Genomic DNA, 15,006 nt, shown 5'->3' on the forward strand with positions numbered 1-15,006 from the left:
CGGTGTGTCGCACGACATCTGCGGTTTTCCGCACACACTTTATCTAGCGCACGACTATGCTCAGGGCCTTCCAGGAGGCACCCATGAGCATTGTCGTTTTTGACCCCGACAGCACCGAGGATGTCGACTTTGGGGATCGCATGCGCCATCCGGCGGCGGCCGATCCGGCCGGCGGCATGTGGCTGTCGGACACCGAGCCGTCCTTCATCGACGCTGATGCGCTGCGCAAGGGGCGGCTGGCCAGGCTGCGCGCCTGGATGCGCGAGGCCGGCTATGGCGGCGTCGTTCTGTTCGATCCCTACAACCAGCGCTACGCCACCGGCTCGCGCAACATGTTCGGCTATTTCCTGCGCAACTCGACGCGCTACTTCTTCATCCCGACCGAAGGGCCAATCGTGCTGTTCGAATATCCGCAGAGCTACCATGTCTCGATGGTGCTCGACACGATCGACGAGGCGCGGCCGTCGAAGCTGGTGTGGTCATCGGTGTCGGGCCGTGACGACGAAACCGCCGGCCCGTTCGCCGACGAGATCGCCGAATTGCTCAAGGCGCATGGCGGCGGTTCGATGAAGGTCGGGCTCGACCGCTGCAGCCATCTGCAGGCACTGGCGCTGGAAAAGCGCGGCTGCGAGGTCCGGGATTGCCAGGGCGAGATTTTGGCGGTGCGCGCGGTCAAGACGCCCGAGGAAGTAAAATGCCTGCAGGTGTCGATGGCTGGCGCCGAGGCTGCGGTCTATGCGGTGCGCGAGGCGATCAAGCCCGGCGTTTCCGAAAACGAGCTGTTCGCCATCATGTATGGCGAGGTGATCCGGCAGGGCGGCGAGTTCATCGAAACCCGGCTGCTGACCTCGGGCCAGCGCACCAATCCATGGTTCAACGAGGCGAGCGGCCGCAAGATCAGGCCAGGCGAACTTTTGGCACTCGATACCGATACGATCGGCTGCTACGGCTATTATTCGGACTTTTCCCGCACCTTCCGCTGCGGCCCGGGCAAGCCGACGGATTACCAGAAATCGCTCTACCGCATGGCGCACGACCAGGTTCAGCACAATATCTCGATCGTAAGCCCCGGCATGGCGTTTCGCGAGATTGCCGAAAAGGCCTGGAAGATCCCGGACCGCTTCGTCGACCAGCGCTATACCTCGGTCATGCACGGCGTCGGCATGCATGGCGAGACGCCGTTCATCGCGCACGCCATGGATTACGAAACCTATGGCCGCGACGGGGTCATCGTGCCCGGCATGGTGGTCAGCGTCGAGAGCTATATCGGCGAGAAGGGCGGCCGCGAGGGCGTCAAGCTGGAGGACGAGATCCTGATCACCGAGACCGGCACCGAACTTCTGTCGCGCTTCCCCTATGAGGACGACTTTCTGGAGAAACAAGTTTGACCCGGGATCCCTTGGAGACGAGCGCGGACGCCCATCGTTTCGTCATCCTGGGGCGAAGCAAGGAGCGCAGCGACGCGGCGCAGACCCTGGGATCCATGCCGCGACTCCAGCGCGCTGCCACGATGCAGATTTCGCTCCCCTGCGCTCCACGCCTAACGTCACGGGATGGATCCCAGGGTCTCCGCGACGGAGCTTCGCTCCTGCTTCGCCCTGGGATGACGAAGTTGGGGAGGCTCCGGCCAATCTCCACGGCTTGCGGTAGCGCACCGAAAAGGAAGGTGTCGGCCGGGAAACCATCCGCATGAAAAGCCCGATCTCGATCAAGCGCGGTACGGCGGCGGCGGTGTTCATCGATCTCCAGGAGGAGCATCGGCGGGACAAGCGCTATCTGGTCGAAGGCTATGGCGACATCCTCGCCAACGTCCAGCGGCTGCAGGCGGCGGCACGCGCCAATGATGTTCCGCTCTACCATTGGGCCTATATCGTCGATCTCGCCACGGCACGGCCGTTCCACCCGGTCGAGGCCAACGGCAAGTCGGCGTTTTCCGACAAGGACGATCCGCTGACGGCGATCTGTCCAGAGGTCGGCCCGTTGCCAGGCGAGACGATGCTGATCAAGACCGACGCCAGCGCCTTCCGCGCGGGGCCTGCCGCCGAACGGCTGAAGGTCGACGGCATCGAGTGGCTGGTCGTTGCCGGCGTCTGGACCGAGGCGTGCATCGATGCCACCGTCAAGGATGCGGTGGCGCTCGGATTTCGCGTGCTGCTGGTCAAGGATGCCTGCGGCAGCGGCAGCACGGCGATGCACCAGACGGCCATTCTCAATCTCGCCAACCGGCTCTATGGCGGCGCCGTCACCAGCACCGACGGCGCCTGCCGGCTGCTGGCCGGCGAGACGGTCGAAGCCTGGCAGGTCGAGGGCTCGGTGCCGCTGCGCTTCAGCTATGAAAATGCTGCCCGGCTCTACGCCGAGCTCTGAGCGGGATCGCGAAGCGATGATCACCGAGGCCGAGCGACCCGAAACGACAGACCGCGGAAAGTACCAAACGCTGCTCGATCCGGAACTGTGGGCCTATATCGACAGGGTCAACGAGTGGTATCCGCCCGAAATCGTCTACATGCCGATCGAGCGGCAACGGGCGGTCTATGACGCCATGTGCCGGGCGTTTCGCGAGCCCTATCCACCCGGTGTCAAGGCCAGCGACAGCAGCGTCGGCGACCATGCGATCCCAGTCCGGCATTACCAAATGGCGGGCACGGCGCCACAAGCGATCGTTGTCTATTATCACGGCGGCGGCTTCGTGCTTGGCGGGCTCGACAGCCATGACGACATCTGCGCCGAGATTTGCGCCGGCACCGGCTTTGCCGTTCTGTCTGCCGACTATCGGCTGGCGCCGGAACATCTCCATCCGGCGGCTTTCGAGGATGCGCTGGCCGTATTCGAATGGGCGACGGCAACGACCGGCCTGCCGATCGTGCTCTGCGGCGAAAGCGCCGGCGGCAACCTGGCCGCTGCGGTGGCACAGGCGACACGCCGCCATCCTCACCATGCGATCGGCCAGGTGCTGATCTATCCCGAGCTCGGCGGTGACGAGCTGGAGCTAGATAGCAAAGAGAGCACCAGCTCCTATGTCGAGCACGCCGAGGCGCCGCTGCTGACATTGCGCGATGTCGAATTCTATCGGCATATCCGGGCAGGGAAGGGACAGTCGCCGGACGACCCGACATTTTCGCCGCTTAGCGATACCGACTTCTCCGGCCTGCCGCCGACGGTCATCGTCACTGCCGAATGCGACCCACTGTCGGCGGACGGCCAAGCCTATCGCGACCGCATCCTTGCCGCCGGCGGCAAGGCATGGTGGCGCGAAGAGCCGCGGCTGGTGCACAGCTTCCTGCGCGCCCGCAAGACCGTGCCGCGCGCCGGCGAGGCCTTTGATCGCATCGTGGCGGCAATAGCCGCGCTGGGCGGAGGTGACTGGCCTGAGTGACGGGGACCGTCCTCCAAGCGCCACTGTCGCGGAACCGCGCACAACAACTGCGGAAACCCGAACACTCCCCTACGGGAGCTCGCCCTATCATCCCCCGAGGCAATGGCGCTCCGGCGATCGCTTCCGTCCCCCGCGTTTGGCGATCGGCAGAGGTGCCCAACAACAGGGGAATGACGACGATGAAGTTCATGCTGACCGATCGAAAACTGCATCCGCAGGCCGAGCCCGTCGCGGACGGCTTCAAGAAAGGCCAGATGAACCGGCGCGAATATCTCGCCACCATGGCTGCGCTCGGCGTCAGCGCTGCCGGCGCGCTGGCGCTGGGTGGGCTTGCGCCGTCACCGGCCAGGGCCGAGGAACCGAAGCGCGGCGGCATCTTGCGTGTCGCCATGAACGTCAAGGGCTGGAAGGACCCGCGCACCTTCGACGGCGTCGAGATGTCCAACGTCGCCCGCCAGTGCAACGAATATTTGGTGCGCTGGAAGCGCGACTTCACCTTCGAGCCATGGCTGCTCGAGAGCTGGGAAACCAGCGACGACGCCCGCGTGCTGACGCTGCATGTCCGCAAGGGCATCACCTGGTCGAACGGCGACACCTTCAACGCCGACGACGTGATCCACAATCTGACGCGCTGGTGCGATGCGTCCGTCGCCGGCAATTCGGTCGCCGCGCGCATGGGCGCACTGGTCAACGCCGATACCAAGAAGGTCGTCGACGGCGGCATTGAGCGCGTCGACGATTTCACCGTCCGGCTCAATTTGCCTAAGCCCGACATCTCGCTGATTGCCGGCATGGCCGATTATCCGGCGCTGATCATGCATCGCAGCTATGACGGAGACGGCGATCCGCTGAAGGCCTTGGCGATCACCACCGGGCCTTGCGAACTCGTCGCATGGGATGCCGAGGTCGGCGCCGAAGTCCGCCGCAAGGACAAGCCATGGTGGAAGGGCGAGTTCTATCTCAACGGCATCAAATGGGTCGACTACGGCTCCGATCCCAACGCCATGCTGTCTGCCTTCGAATCGGGCGAGGTCGACACCGACCATGAAACCGCCTCCGACACGGTTGCGCAGACGGACTCCATGGGCCTGAGCAATTCCGAGATCGCCACCGGCTCGACGATCGTCGCGCGTTTCAATATCGGCAATCCGCCCTATGACGACATCAAGGTTCGGCGCGCCGCACAACTGGCCGTCGACAACGCCGCCGTGCTGAAGATCGGCATGGACAACCGCGGCAAGCCTGCCGAGAACCATCATGTCGGGCCGATGCATCCCGAATATGCCGATATCGGCCCGGCCGTCCGCAACATCGATCAAGCCAAGGCCCTGCTCGCCGAGGCCGGCAAGGCCGAACACGAATACGAACTCATCTCGGTCGATGTCGACTGGCAGAAGAGCACCGGCGACGCCATCGCCGCGCAGATGCGCGAGGCAGGGCTGAAGATCAAGCGCACAGTGCTGCCGGCCGCCACCTTCTGGAACGACTGGAGCAAATATCCTTTCTCCTGCACGGAATGGCTCGGCCGGCCGCTCGGCGTCCAGGTGCTGGCGCTCGCTTATAAGTCTGGCGCCGCCTGGAACGAGAGCGCCTATGCCAATCCGGAATTCGATACTCTGCTCGACAAGGCGCTGGCAATGCCCGATCCCGGCGCCCGCAAAGAGCTCATGGCCAAGATCGAACAGAATTTGCGCGATTCCGGCGTCATCATCCAGCCCTACTGGCGCTCGGTCTATCGCACCTATCGCAAGGGCGTGCATGGCTGCGAGCAACACCAGTCGCTCGAGCAGCATTTCGAGAAGGTCTGGCTCGAGACGTAGCCTTGCAGACGACCAATTGTCGGGGCCAGCGCCGCTCCTTCTTCCTTCTCCCCTTGCTTGTGGCAGAAGGTGGATTGGCGCGCAGCGCCAAGACGGTTGAGGGGTGTTGGAAGGATCGTCGTCGGTACCAAGCTGGAACACCCCTCATCCGGCCGCTTCGCGTCCACCTTCTCCCACAAGGGGAGAAGGAAGAGCCACGCCCGTCCCTGAAATCTCCTGCCCGAGCCGCACCGTTTCCCGGATCAGCAGGTCCAGATCGTCGCGCCGGGTGCGGTGGTTGTTGATCGCCACCCTGAGGCAATGCTGGCCATGCACCGTCGTGTCGGAAATGGCGGCGATGCCTTCTTCCTGCAGCCTCAGCATGATCTCGGTATTGAGCGCTTTCAGGCGCTCAGCGTCCAACCCATCGGCGCGGTAGCGAAAGCAGACGATGTTGATGTTCACCGGCGCCACCAGTTCGAGTGCCGGTTCGGCCGCGATCAGCGCGCCGAGATAATGCCCTTGCGCGATGTTCTGGTCGATCAGCCGGCCGAACTTTTCGATGCCGTGCTCCCGCAGCGCCATCCACACCTTCAGCGCCCGGAAGCCGCGCGTCGTCTGCAGGCCGTAATCGTGCAGCCATTGGCCGGAGGCCAGGCCGCGCGGCGTCGATTCCAGATATTCCGGCGTCACCGCGAACGTGCCGCGATGCGCGGAGGCATCCCGGATCAGCGCGCAGCCGACCTCGAAGGGCGCGTGCAGCCATTTATGCGGATCGAGCGCGATTGAGTGGGCGTGCTCGATGCCGGCGACGCGATGCGAATTGTCCGGCGCAATCGCAAGCAAGGCGCCGATGCAGCCGTCGACGTGAAACCACAGATCCTCTTTTGCCGCCAGGTCAGCCAGCGCTTGCAGATCATCGATTGCGCCGGTGTTCACTGTGCCGGCCGTACCGATTACGCAGGCCGGCTTGAAACCGGCGTCACGGTCCTCGGCGATCGCCGCCCGCAACGCAGCGATGTCGATCCGCAGCCCGGCATCGCTCGGGACGCGGCGCAGCGCCCGGTTGCCGAGGCCGAGCGCTTCCATCGCCTTGCGGTGACAGGAGTGAAGCTGGTCGGAGCCGTAGAAACGCAGTGGCTTGTCGATGCCGGCAACGCCGTGCTCGCGTATGTCGATGCCGGCCTTGGCGTTGCGCGCCACGGTCAGCCCGATGATGTTGGCCATCGAGCCACCGCTGACCAGCGTGCCGCTGGCCGATTGCGGAAAGCCCATCATTTCCTTGCACCAGTCGACGACCTGGTTGTCCATCAATGCCGCGGCATGGTTGCCGCCGCCGAGGTTGGAGCCCTGAATCGCCGCCAGGAAATCGCCGAGCGCGCCGGTGAAATTGCTCGAGCCCATGTACCAGGACCAGAAGCGGGGATGGATGTTGCCCATCGCATAGGGCATCAAGCTCCTGGTGACGTCGCCATAGATTTCTGCCAGCGGCGCCGGCGAACGCGGTAGCGGCGATGTGAAGAAGGTCCTCACATCAACCGGCATCTCCTGCCACACCGGACGCTCTCTGACATCGCGCAGGTAAGCGACGGCATCATCGACGATCCGATGCGACAAGACCTGCACGTCGGCCCAGTTCGAGGGGTCAAGCGTTTCCTCGGTGGCCGTGACGGCCAGTCCAGGCTTCGTGTCCATGCAGGCCGCTCCCGATTTGCCGCCGTCACGCCGGAAACTGGCAGCCGGGCGTCGACTGCGAAAGCGCAGTCTCCTCGGCGTCCATCTCCGCTTCGATGCCGTCGAACAGCGGCGTCGTCATGTAGCGCTCGCCGGTGTCGGGCAGCATGCACAGGATCACCGAGCCGGGCGACGCCTTTTCCGCGATCTGCCGCGCGACAGCAAATGTCGCCCCGCCGGAGATGCCGGTGAAAATGCCTTCCTTCTGCGCCAGCGCCTTGGCCCATTTCGTGCCCTCGGGCCCGGCAATAGGCACCACCTCGTCATAGAGGCCGGCGTCGATCGCCTCCTGCAGCACGTCCGGAATGAAGTCGGGCGTCCAGCCCTGGATCGGATGCGGCTCGAACGCCGGATGGCTGGCGGTAGGCGCGCCGCCGGCGCCGCGCTGCTGCGGCTTGCCGCTGCCGATCAGCTGCGCATTGGCCGGTTCGGCGAGCACAATCCGGGTCTCCGGCCGCTCGCGGCGAAGCACGCGTCCGACGCCGGCGACGGTGCCGCCCGTGCCGTAGCCGGTGACGAAGCAGTCGAGCCGCGAGCCGGCGAAATCGTTGATGATCTCGCGCGCCGTCGTCGCTTCGTGAATGGCGGCATTGGCCTTGGTCTCGAACTGGCGGGCCAGGAACCAGCCATTGGCTTCGGCGAGCTCCACCGCCTTCTTGTACATGCCAAAACCCTTCTGGGCACGCGGCGTCAGCACCACCTTGGCGCCCAGCATGCGCATCAGCTTGCGGCGTTCGATGGAAAAACTGTCGGCCATCGTCACCACCAGCGGATAGCCCTTCTGGGCGCAGACCATGGCAAGGCCGATGCCGGTGTTGCCGCTGGTCGCCTCGACGACGGTCTGGCCCGGCTTCAAGGCGCCGCTGCGCTCGCCCTCCTCGATGATGTTGAGCGCCAGCCTGTCCTTTACCGAGGCGGCGGGATTGAAGAACTCGGCCTTCACATAGATCGTGGCATGGTTCGGTCCGAGATTATTGATGCGGATCACCGGCGTATCGCCGACCGTGTCGAGAATGCTGTCGAACAGACGGCCGCGCCCGGCGGTGGTTCTGATTTTCTGTTGATGCAACATGTCGAGCTCCTCGCTTTCTCGTTGTCTCTTGTCGTCACGGGCCGGTTACAGACCGGTGGCTTGGGCGGCGAGGTTTCGAGACCTTGCCGCGCTACATTTGCCTCCCGGCAATGCCAGCATCCGGCGCGGGAATTCGCTGCCGGATGCACCGTGTCGCGTTTGGTGATAAAACAAAGGCCGACTGGCCAGCGTGGGAGCAGGCGTGGAAATTTACGTGGAATCCGCCCGATCGAGCCTCGGCGGCGAGATGGCCGGTCTTTCCGTGCGTCTGCTCGGACCGCTGACGATTATCCGCGACGGCACCTCCGTCGAGCTTCCGAAGTCGCGCAAACTGCGTGCGCTGCTCGCCTATCTGGCGCTGGCGCCGCATCCGGTCGGCCGCAGCCGCCTCTGCGAGCTTTTGTGGGATGTGCCGAACGACCCGCGCGGCGAGCTTCGCTGGTGCCTGAGCAAGCTTAGAGGCATCCTCGATGAACCGCATCATCGCAGGGTCGAGACACCAGGCGACACGATCGCGCTTGATCTGAGAGGTGCTTCCGTCGACGCTGTCGACATAGCCTCGGCCGCCGCCAAGGGCGTTGAGACGCTCGGTCTAGAGCGGCTGCAGGCTCTTTCCGGAATGTTTGCCGGCGACTTTCTCGATGGGCTGGAGATCGACCGCAGCCCGCATTTCAACAGCTGGCTGATCGCTCAGCGCCGTCGCTTCACCTCGTGGCACGCCGCCATCCTGGAACATCTCGTCAACAAGCTTCCGGCGGATGCCGACGAGATGTCTTCGCATCTGGACAAATGGCTGGAACTCGCTCCGTTCGACGGGCGCGCACATGTGGCTCTTCTGACCAGGCTGGCGCAGCGCGGCCAGTTTGACGCCGGCGAGGAACATCTCGCTTCCGCGGCGCGGCTGTTTGCTTCGGAGGATCTGGATTTCGGAGCCGTTCGTGAGGCATGGCGCACGATCCGCGGCGAACGACCTGCAGCAACGCTCTGGGCCCGACCTTCAGTCGTACCCGCGGCACCGTACGCGTCAATTATGCTTTCCCGTTCCGATACCGCTGCATCACAGAAGGCTTCGCTCGCGGTGATGCCGTTTGCCGAAGAGGCGGCTGGCGGCGGCCCACGCGGAGGCATAGCCGATGGCCTCACCCACGACATCATCACCCGCCTGGCCAAGCTCAGGGATTTCTTCGTCATCGCGCGCGGCTCGGTGTTTGCCTTGGCGGAGAAAAACATCGCGCCCGAAGATGCCGGCCGGCGGCTCAACGTCGACTATGTCGCCACCGGCACCGTGCGCTGCCAGGCCGGCCGCGTCACCGTCGCGGTCGAGCTGGTCGAAGTGCGCACCGCCAGGATCGTCTGGGCCGAGACGTTCGAGCGCAAGCCGGACGACATCTTTGCCGTCCTCGACGACATCGGCAACAGCATCGTCTCGTCGATCTCGGCCGAGATCGAGACGGTCGAGCGCAATCGCGCCATGCTGAAGGCGCCCAATTCGCTGAACGCCTGGGAAGCCTACCACCGGGGTCTCTGGCACATGTATCGCTTCACCCGCACGGAAAACGAGCAGGCCCGGCATTTCTTCGACATAGCCTTGAAGCTCGATCCGACGTTCGCCCGCGCCTATGCCGGGCTCTCCTTCACCCATTGGCAAAATGCCTTCCAGCGTTGGGGCGATCGTGACCAGGAAAGCGCCCTGGCCTTCGAGGCAGCCGGCCAGAGCCTGCTCGTCGACGATCACAATCCGGCCGCTCACTGGGCCATGGGGCGGGCGCTGTGGCTGCGCGGCGAGCAGGACGGCTCCCTCATTGAGCTGGAACGCGCCGTCGACCTCAGCCCGAATTTCGCGCTCGGTCACTATGCGCTCTCTTTCGTCCACTCGCAGTCCGGCGATCCGCAGGCCGCGATCGGCTCATCCGACCATTCCAGGCATCTGAGCCCCTTCGATCCGCTGCTGTTCGGCATGCTGGGCGCCAGGGCGATGTCGCATGTCCGGCTTGGCCAGTTCGACGAGGCCGCCGAATGGGCGCTGAAAGCAGCCGCGCGTCCCAACGCCCATGCCATCATCCTGGCGATTGCCGCGCATTGCCTTGCGCTGGCGGGGCGGCTGGACGAGGCACGAAGTTTCGCCGCTGGGCTGCGCAAGATGCTGCCGAACTACTGCGCCGACGATTTCATCGGCACCTTCCGCTTCGAGCCGGGCGCCGAGGCGCTGTTCCGGCAAGGCGCCAAGCGGATCGGGCTGGGGTGAGGCACGCGCGCGGTTAGCCAGGCTCTCCAAACCGCTCATCGCGGCTGGCCGCCCCAAACATCGTCATGTCCGCAGCCAAGGCGCATCGTCAGATTGGTTGCGAATTCGTCGACCAGAGCGGATCAGACAGGCTCAACCGATTTAACGTTGCCGTCGGTGCCCACGAGGCAGCACCAGCCCCATCTTCTGACGGGCAACGGCTGAAGGTGCAGCAGCGCGTTCGCCAAAGAGCGCGCCTTCACGTGCCGCCCCTGCACGCTACCCGATGACAATCCGGCTGGGAAGATGCTCAAAACGCGGCCGCGGCACCCCCACTGCGCCTCTATGTGGCACGCCGCAGCGTTGAAAAAACTCGAATAAGTGAGCAGCGTTTCTTTCGACCTGCGCAAGCGGGTGGGCTCGGTTAAAAAAAAGATACCGACAATAGATCAGGACACAGGCAATCGTATAAGAAGCGATTTCGCCATTGGCTTTTTTCGATCTGCGTAAACGCATAACAACGTGGGATATTACTTATAACAACATACAGCCAATGGAATAAAGTCGATTTTCTGTGCTGGTACATTGCTGTGAAGCGAATTTCAGTATCTGCTAAGATAGCCGGCATTGGTTCTGAATTATTAAGCATTTGCAAAATTCAAACCCGCAATACTGCAATTTTTCCTTGCCATACGCCGACTTCGGATGCAACTTTCTGGCAACAGCAGCCGCGTTAGTTGGTTGCTGGCATGCTTGGGCGGACGGGCGCGAAGCATGGAGAGGGAAATCGATATTCGCTAATGCGGCCCCCCGTGGGGAGCGTTTCCCCTCGACGTAAGAGATCACGACAGCCAGCCACTAAGTCTTCGAATGCATGGGCCACGGTCTGGCTCTTTCGAGGCCGGCGAAGCTCTGTCCTCCGCGGATGGCGCCAATCAGCAATCAGATCAGGAAAGAGCGATGAGGAAATCAACCTTGGCAATCGTGCTCGCAGGCACTTTCGCGCTTACGGCGTGCCAGTCGTCATCCAACCCGGAAGTTCAGGCGCGCAACAGCGAGTTCGGCTGCATCGCCGGTACTGTCGGTGGCGCGATCGTGGGCGGCCTGATCGGCAGCACCATTGGTGGTGGAACCGGACGTGTGATCGGTTCCGCGATTGGCATCGGCGGTGGTGGCTACCTCGGCAATCGTCTTGCCTGCGGCTGAGACGAGAAGAAAGGGACAAGACAATGAAATCCATAATCGCGACCACAGCTTCCTTGCTCCTGCTTTGCGCCGGCGCGGCCACGGCACAGCAGTCCATGTACGAGGGTCACCAGGACCAACTTGATACCGATGACAACGGCGCGGTGAACCGACAGGAGTATCAGGCCTTCATGCCCAGGGCCTTCGAAAAGCTGGACGCCGACAATAACGGCGCTCTCAGCCAAGCCGAAACCGCCGACGTCCTGAACGCCGATCAGTTCGCAGCGACCGATGCGAACGGGAACGGCCGTGTCAGTCGGGACGAATTCATGAACCGGGTGATGAAGGACTTCGCGGCGGCCGATAAGAGCGGGGACCGCCGCCTGCAATAGTCTTCGGATACGAACGATCGCCCAGCCGCCAGGCAGTCGGAGGAATGAACCATGAAATTCGTAATCTATGCGACCCTGGCCACTGCTTTGATGGCGATCGCCGGATGTACCACCGACGACGGCTACGATGGCTGCCGCGGGTCGGGCTGCCTGGTTGATCGGCCTCATAAACGGGACCGGAAGATAGACGACCGGCCGCAGTTCGACAGGAACGGCAATCCCAACTTCGATACCAGGGGCCGTTACATCGGCTGCCATGGGCTCGGATGTAAGGTCGACGATCCCGATGACGGGGATCAAAGCATCGACGACAGGCCGCAGTACGATAAGGAAGGCAATCCGAACTTCGATACCCAAGGCAACTACCAAGGCTGCCGCGGCATCGGCTGCGAGGTCGATGCGCCAGACGATGACAGGTCATCGGACGACGATAGTTCATCGGGCGATGACGATTCCGATTGATGGCCCCTGCAACGAACAAGGAAGAGGATAGCCACTCATGTCTGAATTGAACGGTCTCATCCGTCGGCGTGCCAAAATCGTCATGGTCGGCCTTGCGGGGCTGGGAATGACGCTGACATCCGCTTTCGCCGCGAATAGCGCCTGTGACGGTGTAAAGGTCGAAGTGACGAAGGCGCGCAAGCAGGAGTATGCCCCCCTCGTTGCCTCGGCGTTGGACAACAAGGTCAAGCCCGCTCGGGTGAAGTTCATCACGATCATGGAGAACGGCAACTGGAGCGCCGCCTACGTCTCCACGCCGGTGAGCGATGACGGCGTGATGTTCTTCCAGACAGTCAACGGAATGAAGCAGTTTCGCGATGTATGGGGCGGCTATGCCGACCCATCGGAAAAGCCTGAACTCGTATCCTGGGCAAAGAAACTCGGAGCGCCGCAAGACCTGGCAAAGTGTTTTGCCGACGAAGTTACGGAATGACGGTGATGATCGCTGGCGATCACCGCGGTGGCGCCGGCATAGCAAATGGCATCGAAAAGGCATGGATCAGCAGAAACTGATCAAGGACTGCATGACCGTCAAGGGTTCACACATCGAGGAGATTCGAACAATGGCCAGAAGACACGCTTTTCTCTTTGCGTTGGGGATGATCTCAGCAATCAGCACCGGATCAGCGTCCGCGCAATCGGCTGCGGAGGTGAACGGCAACCTGGACACGCTGTTCGGAAGTCATGCTCCGTACCAGACCTTCTTCGACAAGTTGAAAAAAGCGGTCGGTTCCGATGACAAGGCGACCGTTGCCGCATTGGTCGCCTATCCGTTCCAGGCCCGCATCAAGGGAAAGGCCCTGAAGATCAAGGATCAGAAGCAGTTCTTGACCGATTACGACCAGATTATCACCCCGAAGGTGAAGGGTGCTGTGACCAAGCAAACCTACGCGACGCTTTTTGCGAACTGGCAGGGCGTTTCCATCGGCGATGGAGAAATCTGGTTCAGCGGCATTTGCAGCAACCAAGCCTGCGAACAGCAGACGATCAGGATCACCGCCATTAACGACTGATGTCGATAGAGGAAGGAAGGCCGGTGTTCATTTCCCGCAACAGGGTTCAGCCCTTCACGACGATCAGAAAAGCGGGGCCTCGATCTCGACGCAACTGAGACCGGAGCCTTGGGCGTCTCCTAGGCCAGTTCGGGCGTCCACGAGATCGGCTTCAACCCAAGCTCGACGTCTTGTTCTAGCCACCGGCGCCTGCGGAAGGATGTAGAAAAATGCTCGCTCTTCGAAAATCCAGACTGATCGTGCAGTTCGCCCGTGCGTTGGCAACTTCAGTGAAAATGGTGGCTGTCGTCAGCGTTGCCGTCCCGCACACGATCAATGTTGCGTATGCCAGCAAATATGATCTGCCGAAACCCTATGTTTCCCGGGCTCTTAACGCGGTTTTGATACCCATCAACCACGCCTCTCGGCACCGCTATCAGATCCCGCCCAAGCTTCGCGGGGTGTATGTCTTGGCCGTTGCACCCCATGGCGTTGCCGCGCGGCAAGGCATCCGGCCGGGTGACGTGCTTGCCACAGTGCGGCATCAACCGATTTCGACGCCGACCGATGTCGACCGACTCGTTTGGGCCGCTCTTGCCGTGAGCGCTACCAGTTTTCTGTTTGGCGTGAACCGCGGAACAGAAGTCGCAGATGTCGTCGAGGTCAATACCAACATCACCGTAAACAACTTCAATACCAACATCTCGGTCAACAATATCTCGCAATGGACGAGTGTCGATAACCATGAGGAGTGGACGCAGATCGTCGATCAGTACGACGACGAGATGGAGACAAGCCTCGAAGACACAAGCTATCGCGAAGACGACTCGCTGCCCGGCGACGCCAGTCCAGATGCCAACGCGACTCCTTCCGATGCTGATGACGATTCCGACGACAACAACGCGGACACCGATGGCGATAGCTCGGACGACAGCACCGACGACGACAGTTCCAATGATCAAGACGATTCGAGCGATCAGAATGACGATGATGGTGATGACGACAACAACACCGACGACGATAGCTCGGATGACAATACCGACGACAATAATTCCGATGATCAGGACGATTCGACCGATCAGAACGACGATGAAGACTCAACGGCCGGTGATGATGATCAAGACAGCACCGACACCGACGACGATAGCACGAATGACGATGCGTCGGATGACAGTAGCGACGACAGTAATGGATCGGATGATGATGATTCCAACTAGTGGCTGGCCCCGCCAGCCACGGATATCTCAAGTGAACGGCGGGATAAACCACCGCCCGTCAATCGGTGGAATCTGAACGGAGGACAATCGATGAAAACCGCAATACTGACTGCTGCCGTGGTTCTGGCCATGCCGAATTTCACCTTTGCCCAGGACAAGTGCTACGCCGCCGCCAAGGATCAGGCCTCGCTGAATGCGTGCGCCGATGCCGCGTTCAAGAAATCCGACAAGAAGCTCAATGAGCTTTACAAGCAGATCGAAGTCCGTCTCAAGGACGATGCGGATACCAGGAAGCTTCTTGTCCAAGCTCAACGGGACTGGGACAAATTTCGCGACGCCGAGTGCAGTTTCCAGACTTCAGGAGCGGCCGGAGGAAGCGTAATGCCGATGCTCACCGCGCAGTGCATGGACAGCCTGGCGCAATCCCGGGTCAAAGACTTCGAGGGTTACCTGAAATGCGGCAAGCAGGGCGATCCGATGAGTTGTCCCGTTCCGGCCGCGAATTGACACGTCG

The 15,006-nt window shown here is 62.1% G+C and carries 14 protein-coding genes; 12 read left to right on the plus strand and 2 right to left on the minus strand.

Annotation, left to right across the window (positions count from 1 at the left end; translation table 11 throughout):
- Positions 1-83: 83 nt before the first annotated feature.
- The 4 genes from AC0L2Y_RS03820 to AC0L2Y_RS03835 all read left to right on the plus strand — a co-directional run bounded on the left by AC0L2Y_RS03820 (position 84) and on the right by AC0L2Y_RS03835 (position 5,196).
- On the plus strand, positions 84-1,388 hold the full coding sequence (locus tag AC0L2Y_RS03820) for a M24 family metallopeptidase (protein ID WP_473553942.1): 1,305 nt from the start codon (positions 84-86) through the stop codon (positions 1,386-1,388).
- A gap of 301 nt (positions 1,389-1,689) precedes the next feature.
- Positions 1,690-2,367, plus strand: coding sequence for an isochorismatase family protein (locus AC0L2Y_RS03825; protein WP_352491231.1), 678 nt, complete (start codon positions 1,690-1,692; stop codon positions 2,365-2,367).
- 16 nt (positions 2,368-2,383) lie between these two features.
- The gene (locus tag AC0L2Y_RS03830) at positions 2,384-3,376 is read left to right on the plus strand and encodes an alpha/beta hydrolase (RefSeq protein WP_473553944.1); all 993 of its coding nucleotides are present in this window, start codon (positions 2,384-2,386) and stop codon (positions 3,374-3,376) included.
- Between the two features lie 179 nt (positions 3,377-3,555).
- Positions 3,556-5,196 (plus strand): ABC transporter substrate-binding protein, encoded by a 1,641-nt coding sequence (locus tag AC0L2Y_RS03835; protein ID WP_473553946.1) that lies wholly within the window; start codon positions 3,556-3,558, stop codon positions 5,194-5,196.
- A 144-nt stretch (positions 5,197-5,340) separates the two neighbouring features.
- On the opposite strand, the gene AC0L2Y_RS03840 is transcribed toward AC0L2Y_RS03835, so the two are convergent.
- Both AC0L2Y_RS03840 and AC0L2Y_RS03845 read right to left on the minus strand, forming a co-directional pair.
- Positions 5,341-6,870 (minus strand): pyridoxal phosphate-dependent decarboxylase family protein, encoded by a 1,530-nt coding sequence (locus AC0L2Y_RS03840; RefSeq protein WP_473553948.1) that lies wholly within the window; start codon positions 6,868-6,870, stop codon positions 5,341-5,343.
- A gap of 25 nt (positions 6,871-6,895) precedes the next feature.
- Positions 6,896-7,981: a PLP-dependent cysteine synthase family protein gene (locus AC0L2Y_RS03845; RefSeq protein WP_473553950.1), complete on the minus strand. Its 1,086-nt coding sequence runs from the start codon at positions 7,979-7,981 to the stop codon at positions 6,896-6,898.
- Positions 7,982-8,228: 247 nt separating this feature from the next.
- On the opposite strand from AC0L2Y_RS03845, the gene AC0L2Y_RS03850 reads away from it, so the two are divergent.
- From AC0L2Y_RS03850 to AC0L2Y_RS03885, 8 genes are all read left to right on the plus strand, one after another.
- On the plus strand, positions 8,229-10,226 hold the full coding sequence (locus tag AC0L2Y_RS03850; protein WP_473554191.1) for a transcriptional regulator: 1,998 nt from the start codon (positions 8,229-8,231) through the stop codon (positions 10,224-10,226).
- Between the two features lie 939 nt (positions 10,227-11,165).
- Entirely contained in the window at positions 11,166-11,411 is a 246-nt protein-coding gene (locus AC0L2Y_RS03855; protein ID WP_292658193.1) for a hypothetical protein, read from the plus strand.
- Positions 11,412-11,434: 23 nt separating this feature from the next.
- Positions 11,435-11,782, plus strand: coding sequence for an EF-hand domain-containing protein (locus AC0L2Y_RS03860; RefSeq protein WP_473553952.1), 348 nt, complete (start codon positions 11,435-11,437; stop codon positions 11,780-11,782).
- A 51-nt stretch (positions 11,783-11,833) separates the two neighbouring features.
- Positions 11,834-12,244 carry a hypothetical protein gene (locus tag AC0L2Y_RS03865; RefSeq protein ID WP_352491225.1) on the plus strand — a complete coding sequence of 137 codons (411 nt, stop codon included), beginning with the start codon at positions 11,834-11,836 and terminating at the stop codon, positions 12,242-12,244.
- A 106-nt stretch (positions 12,245-12,350) separates the two neighbouring features.
- Complete coding sequence (locus AC0L2Y_RS03870) at positions 12,351-12,716, plus strand: hypothetical protein (protein ID WP_473553954.1); 366 nt, start codon at positions 12,351-12,353, stop codon at positions 12,714-12,716.
- 61 nt (positions 12,717-12,777) lie between these two features.
- On the plus strand, positions 12,778-13,296 hold the full coding sequence (locus AC0L2Y_RS03875) for a hypothetical protein (RefSeq protein WP_352517663.1): 519 nt from the start codon (positions 12,778-12,780) through the stop codon (positions 13,294-13,296).
- A gap of 209 nt (positions 13,297-13,505) precedes the next feature.
- Positions 13,506-14,492, plus strand: coding sequence for a hypothetical protein (locus AC0L2Y_RS03880; protein WP_473553956.1), 987 nt, complete (start codon positions 13,506-13,508; stop codon positions 14,490-14,492).
- A 90-nt stretch (positions 14,493-14,582) separates the two neighbouring features.
- Complete coding sequence (locus tag AC0L2Y_RS03885) at positions 14,583-14,999, plus strand: lysozyme inhibitor LprI family protein (RefSeq protein ID WP_352491221.1); 417 nt, start codon at positions 14,583-14,585, stop codon at positions 14,997-14,999.
- The last annotated feature ends 7 nt before the right edge of the window (positions 15,000-15,006 follow it).

The organism is Mesorhizobium sp. WSM4830, assembly GCF_055811495.1.

What these genes read in the sequence shown, in the direction of transcription:
- AC0L2Y_RS03820 (WP_473553942.1), top strand. Translation starts at nt 84, where the DNA reads ATGAGCATTGTCGTTTTTGACCCCGACAGCACCGAGGATGTCGACTTT.
- AC0L2Y_RS03825 (WP_352491231.1), top strand. Translation starts at nt 1,690, where the DNA reads ATGAAAAGCCCGATCTCGATCAAGCGCGGTACGGCGGCGGCGGTGTTC.
- AC0L2Y_RS03830 (WP_473553944.1), top strand. Translation starts at nt 2,384, where the DNA reads ATGATCACCGAGGCCGAGCGACCCGAAACGACAGACCGCGGAAAGTAC.
- AC0L2Y_RS03835 (WP_473553946.1), top strand. Translation starts at nt 3,556, where the DNA reads ATGAAGTTCATGCTGACCGATCGAAAACTGCATCCGCAGGCCGAGCCC.
- AC0L2Y_RS03840 (WP_473553948.1), bottom strand. Translation starts at nt 6,870, where the DNA reads ATGGACACGAAGCCTGGACTGGCCGTCACGGCCACCGAGGAAACGCTT.
- AC0L2Y_RS03845 (WP_473553950.1), bottom strand. Translation starts at nt 7,981, where the DNA reads ATGTTGCATCAACAGAAAATCAGAACCACCGCCGGGCGCGGCCGTCTG.
- AC0L2Y_RS03850 (WP_473554191.1), top strand. Translation starts at nt 8,229, where the DNA reads ATGGCCGGTCTTTCCGTGCGTCTGCTCGGACCGCTGACGATTATCCGC.
- AC0L2Y_RS03855 (WP_292658193.1), top strand. Translation starts at nt 11,166, where the DNA reads ATGAGGAAATCAACCTTGGCAATCGTGCTCGCAGGCACTTTCGCGCTT.
- AC0L2Y_RS03860 (WP_473553952.1), top strand. Translation starts at nt 11,435, where the DNA reads ATGAAATCCATAATCGCGACCACAGCTTCCTTGCTCCTGCTTTGCGCC.
- AC0L2Y_RS03865 (WP_352491225.1), top strand. Translation starts at nt 11,834, where the DNA reads ATGAAATTCGTAATCTATGCGACCCTGGCCACTGCTTTGATGGCGATC.
- AC0L2Y_RS03870 (WP_473553954.1), top strand. Translation starts at nt 12,351, where the DNA reads ATGACGCTGACATCCGCTTTCGCCGCGAATAGCGCCTGTGACGGTGTA.
- AC0L2Y_RS03875 (WP_352517663.1), top strand. Translation starts at nt 12,778, where the DNA reads ATGGATCAGCAGAAACTGATCAAGGACTGCATGACCGTCAAGGGTTCA.
- AC0L2Y_RS03880 (WP_473553956.1), top strand. Translation starts at nt 13,506, where the DNA reads ATGCTCGCTCTTCGAAAATCCAGACTGATCGTGCAGTTCGCCCGTGCG.
- AC0L2Y_RS03885 (WP_352491221.1), top strand. Translation starts at nt 14,583, where the DNA reads ATGAAAACCGCAATACTGACTGCTGCCGTGGTTCTGGCCATGCCGAAT.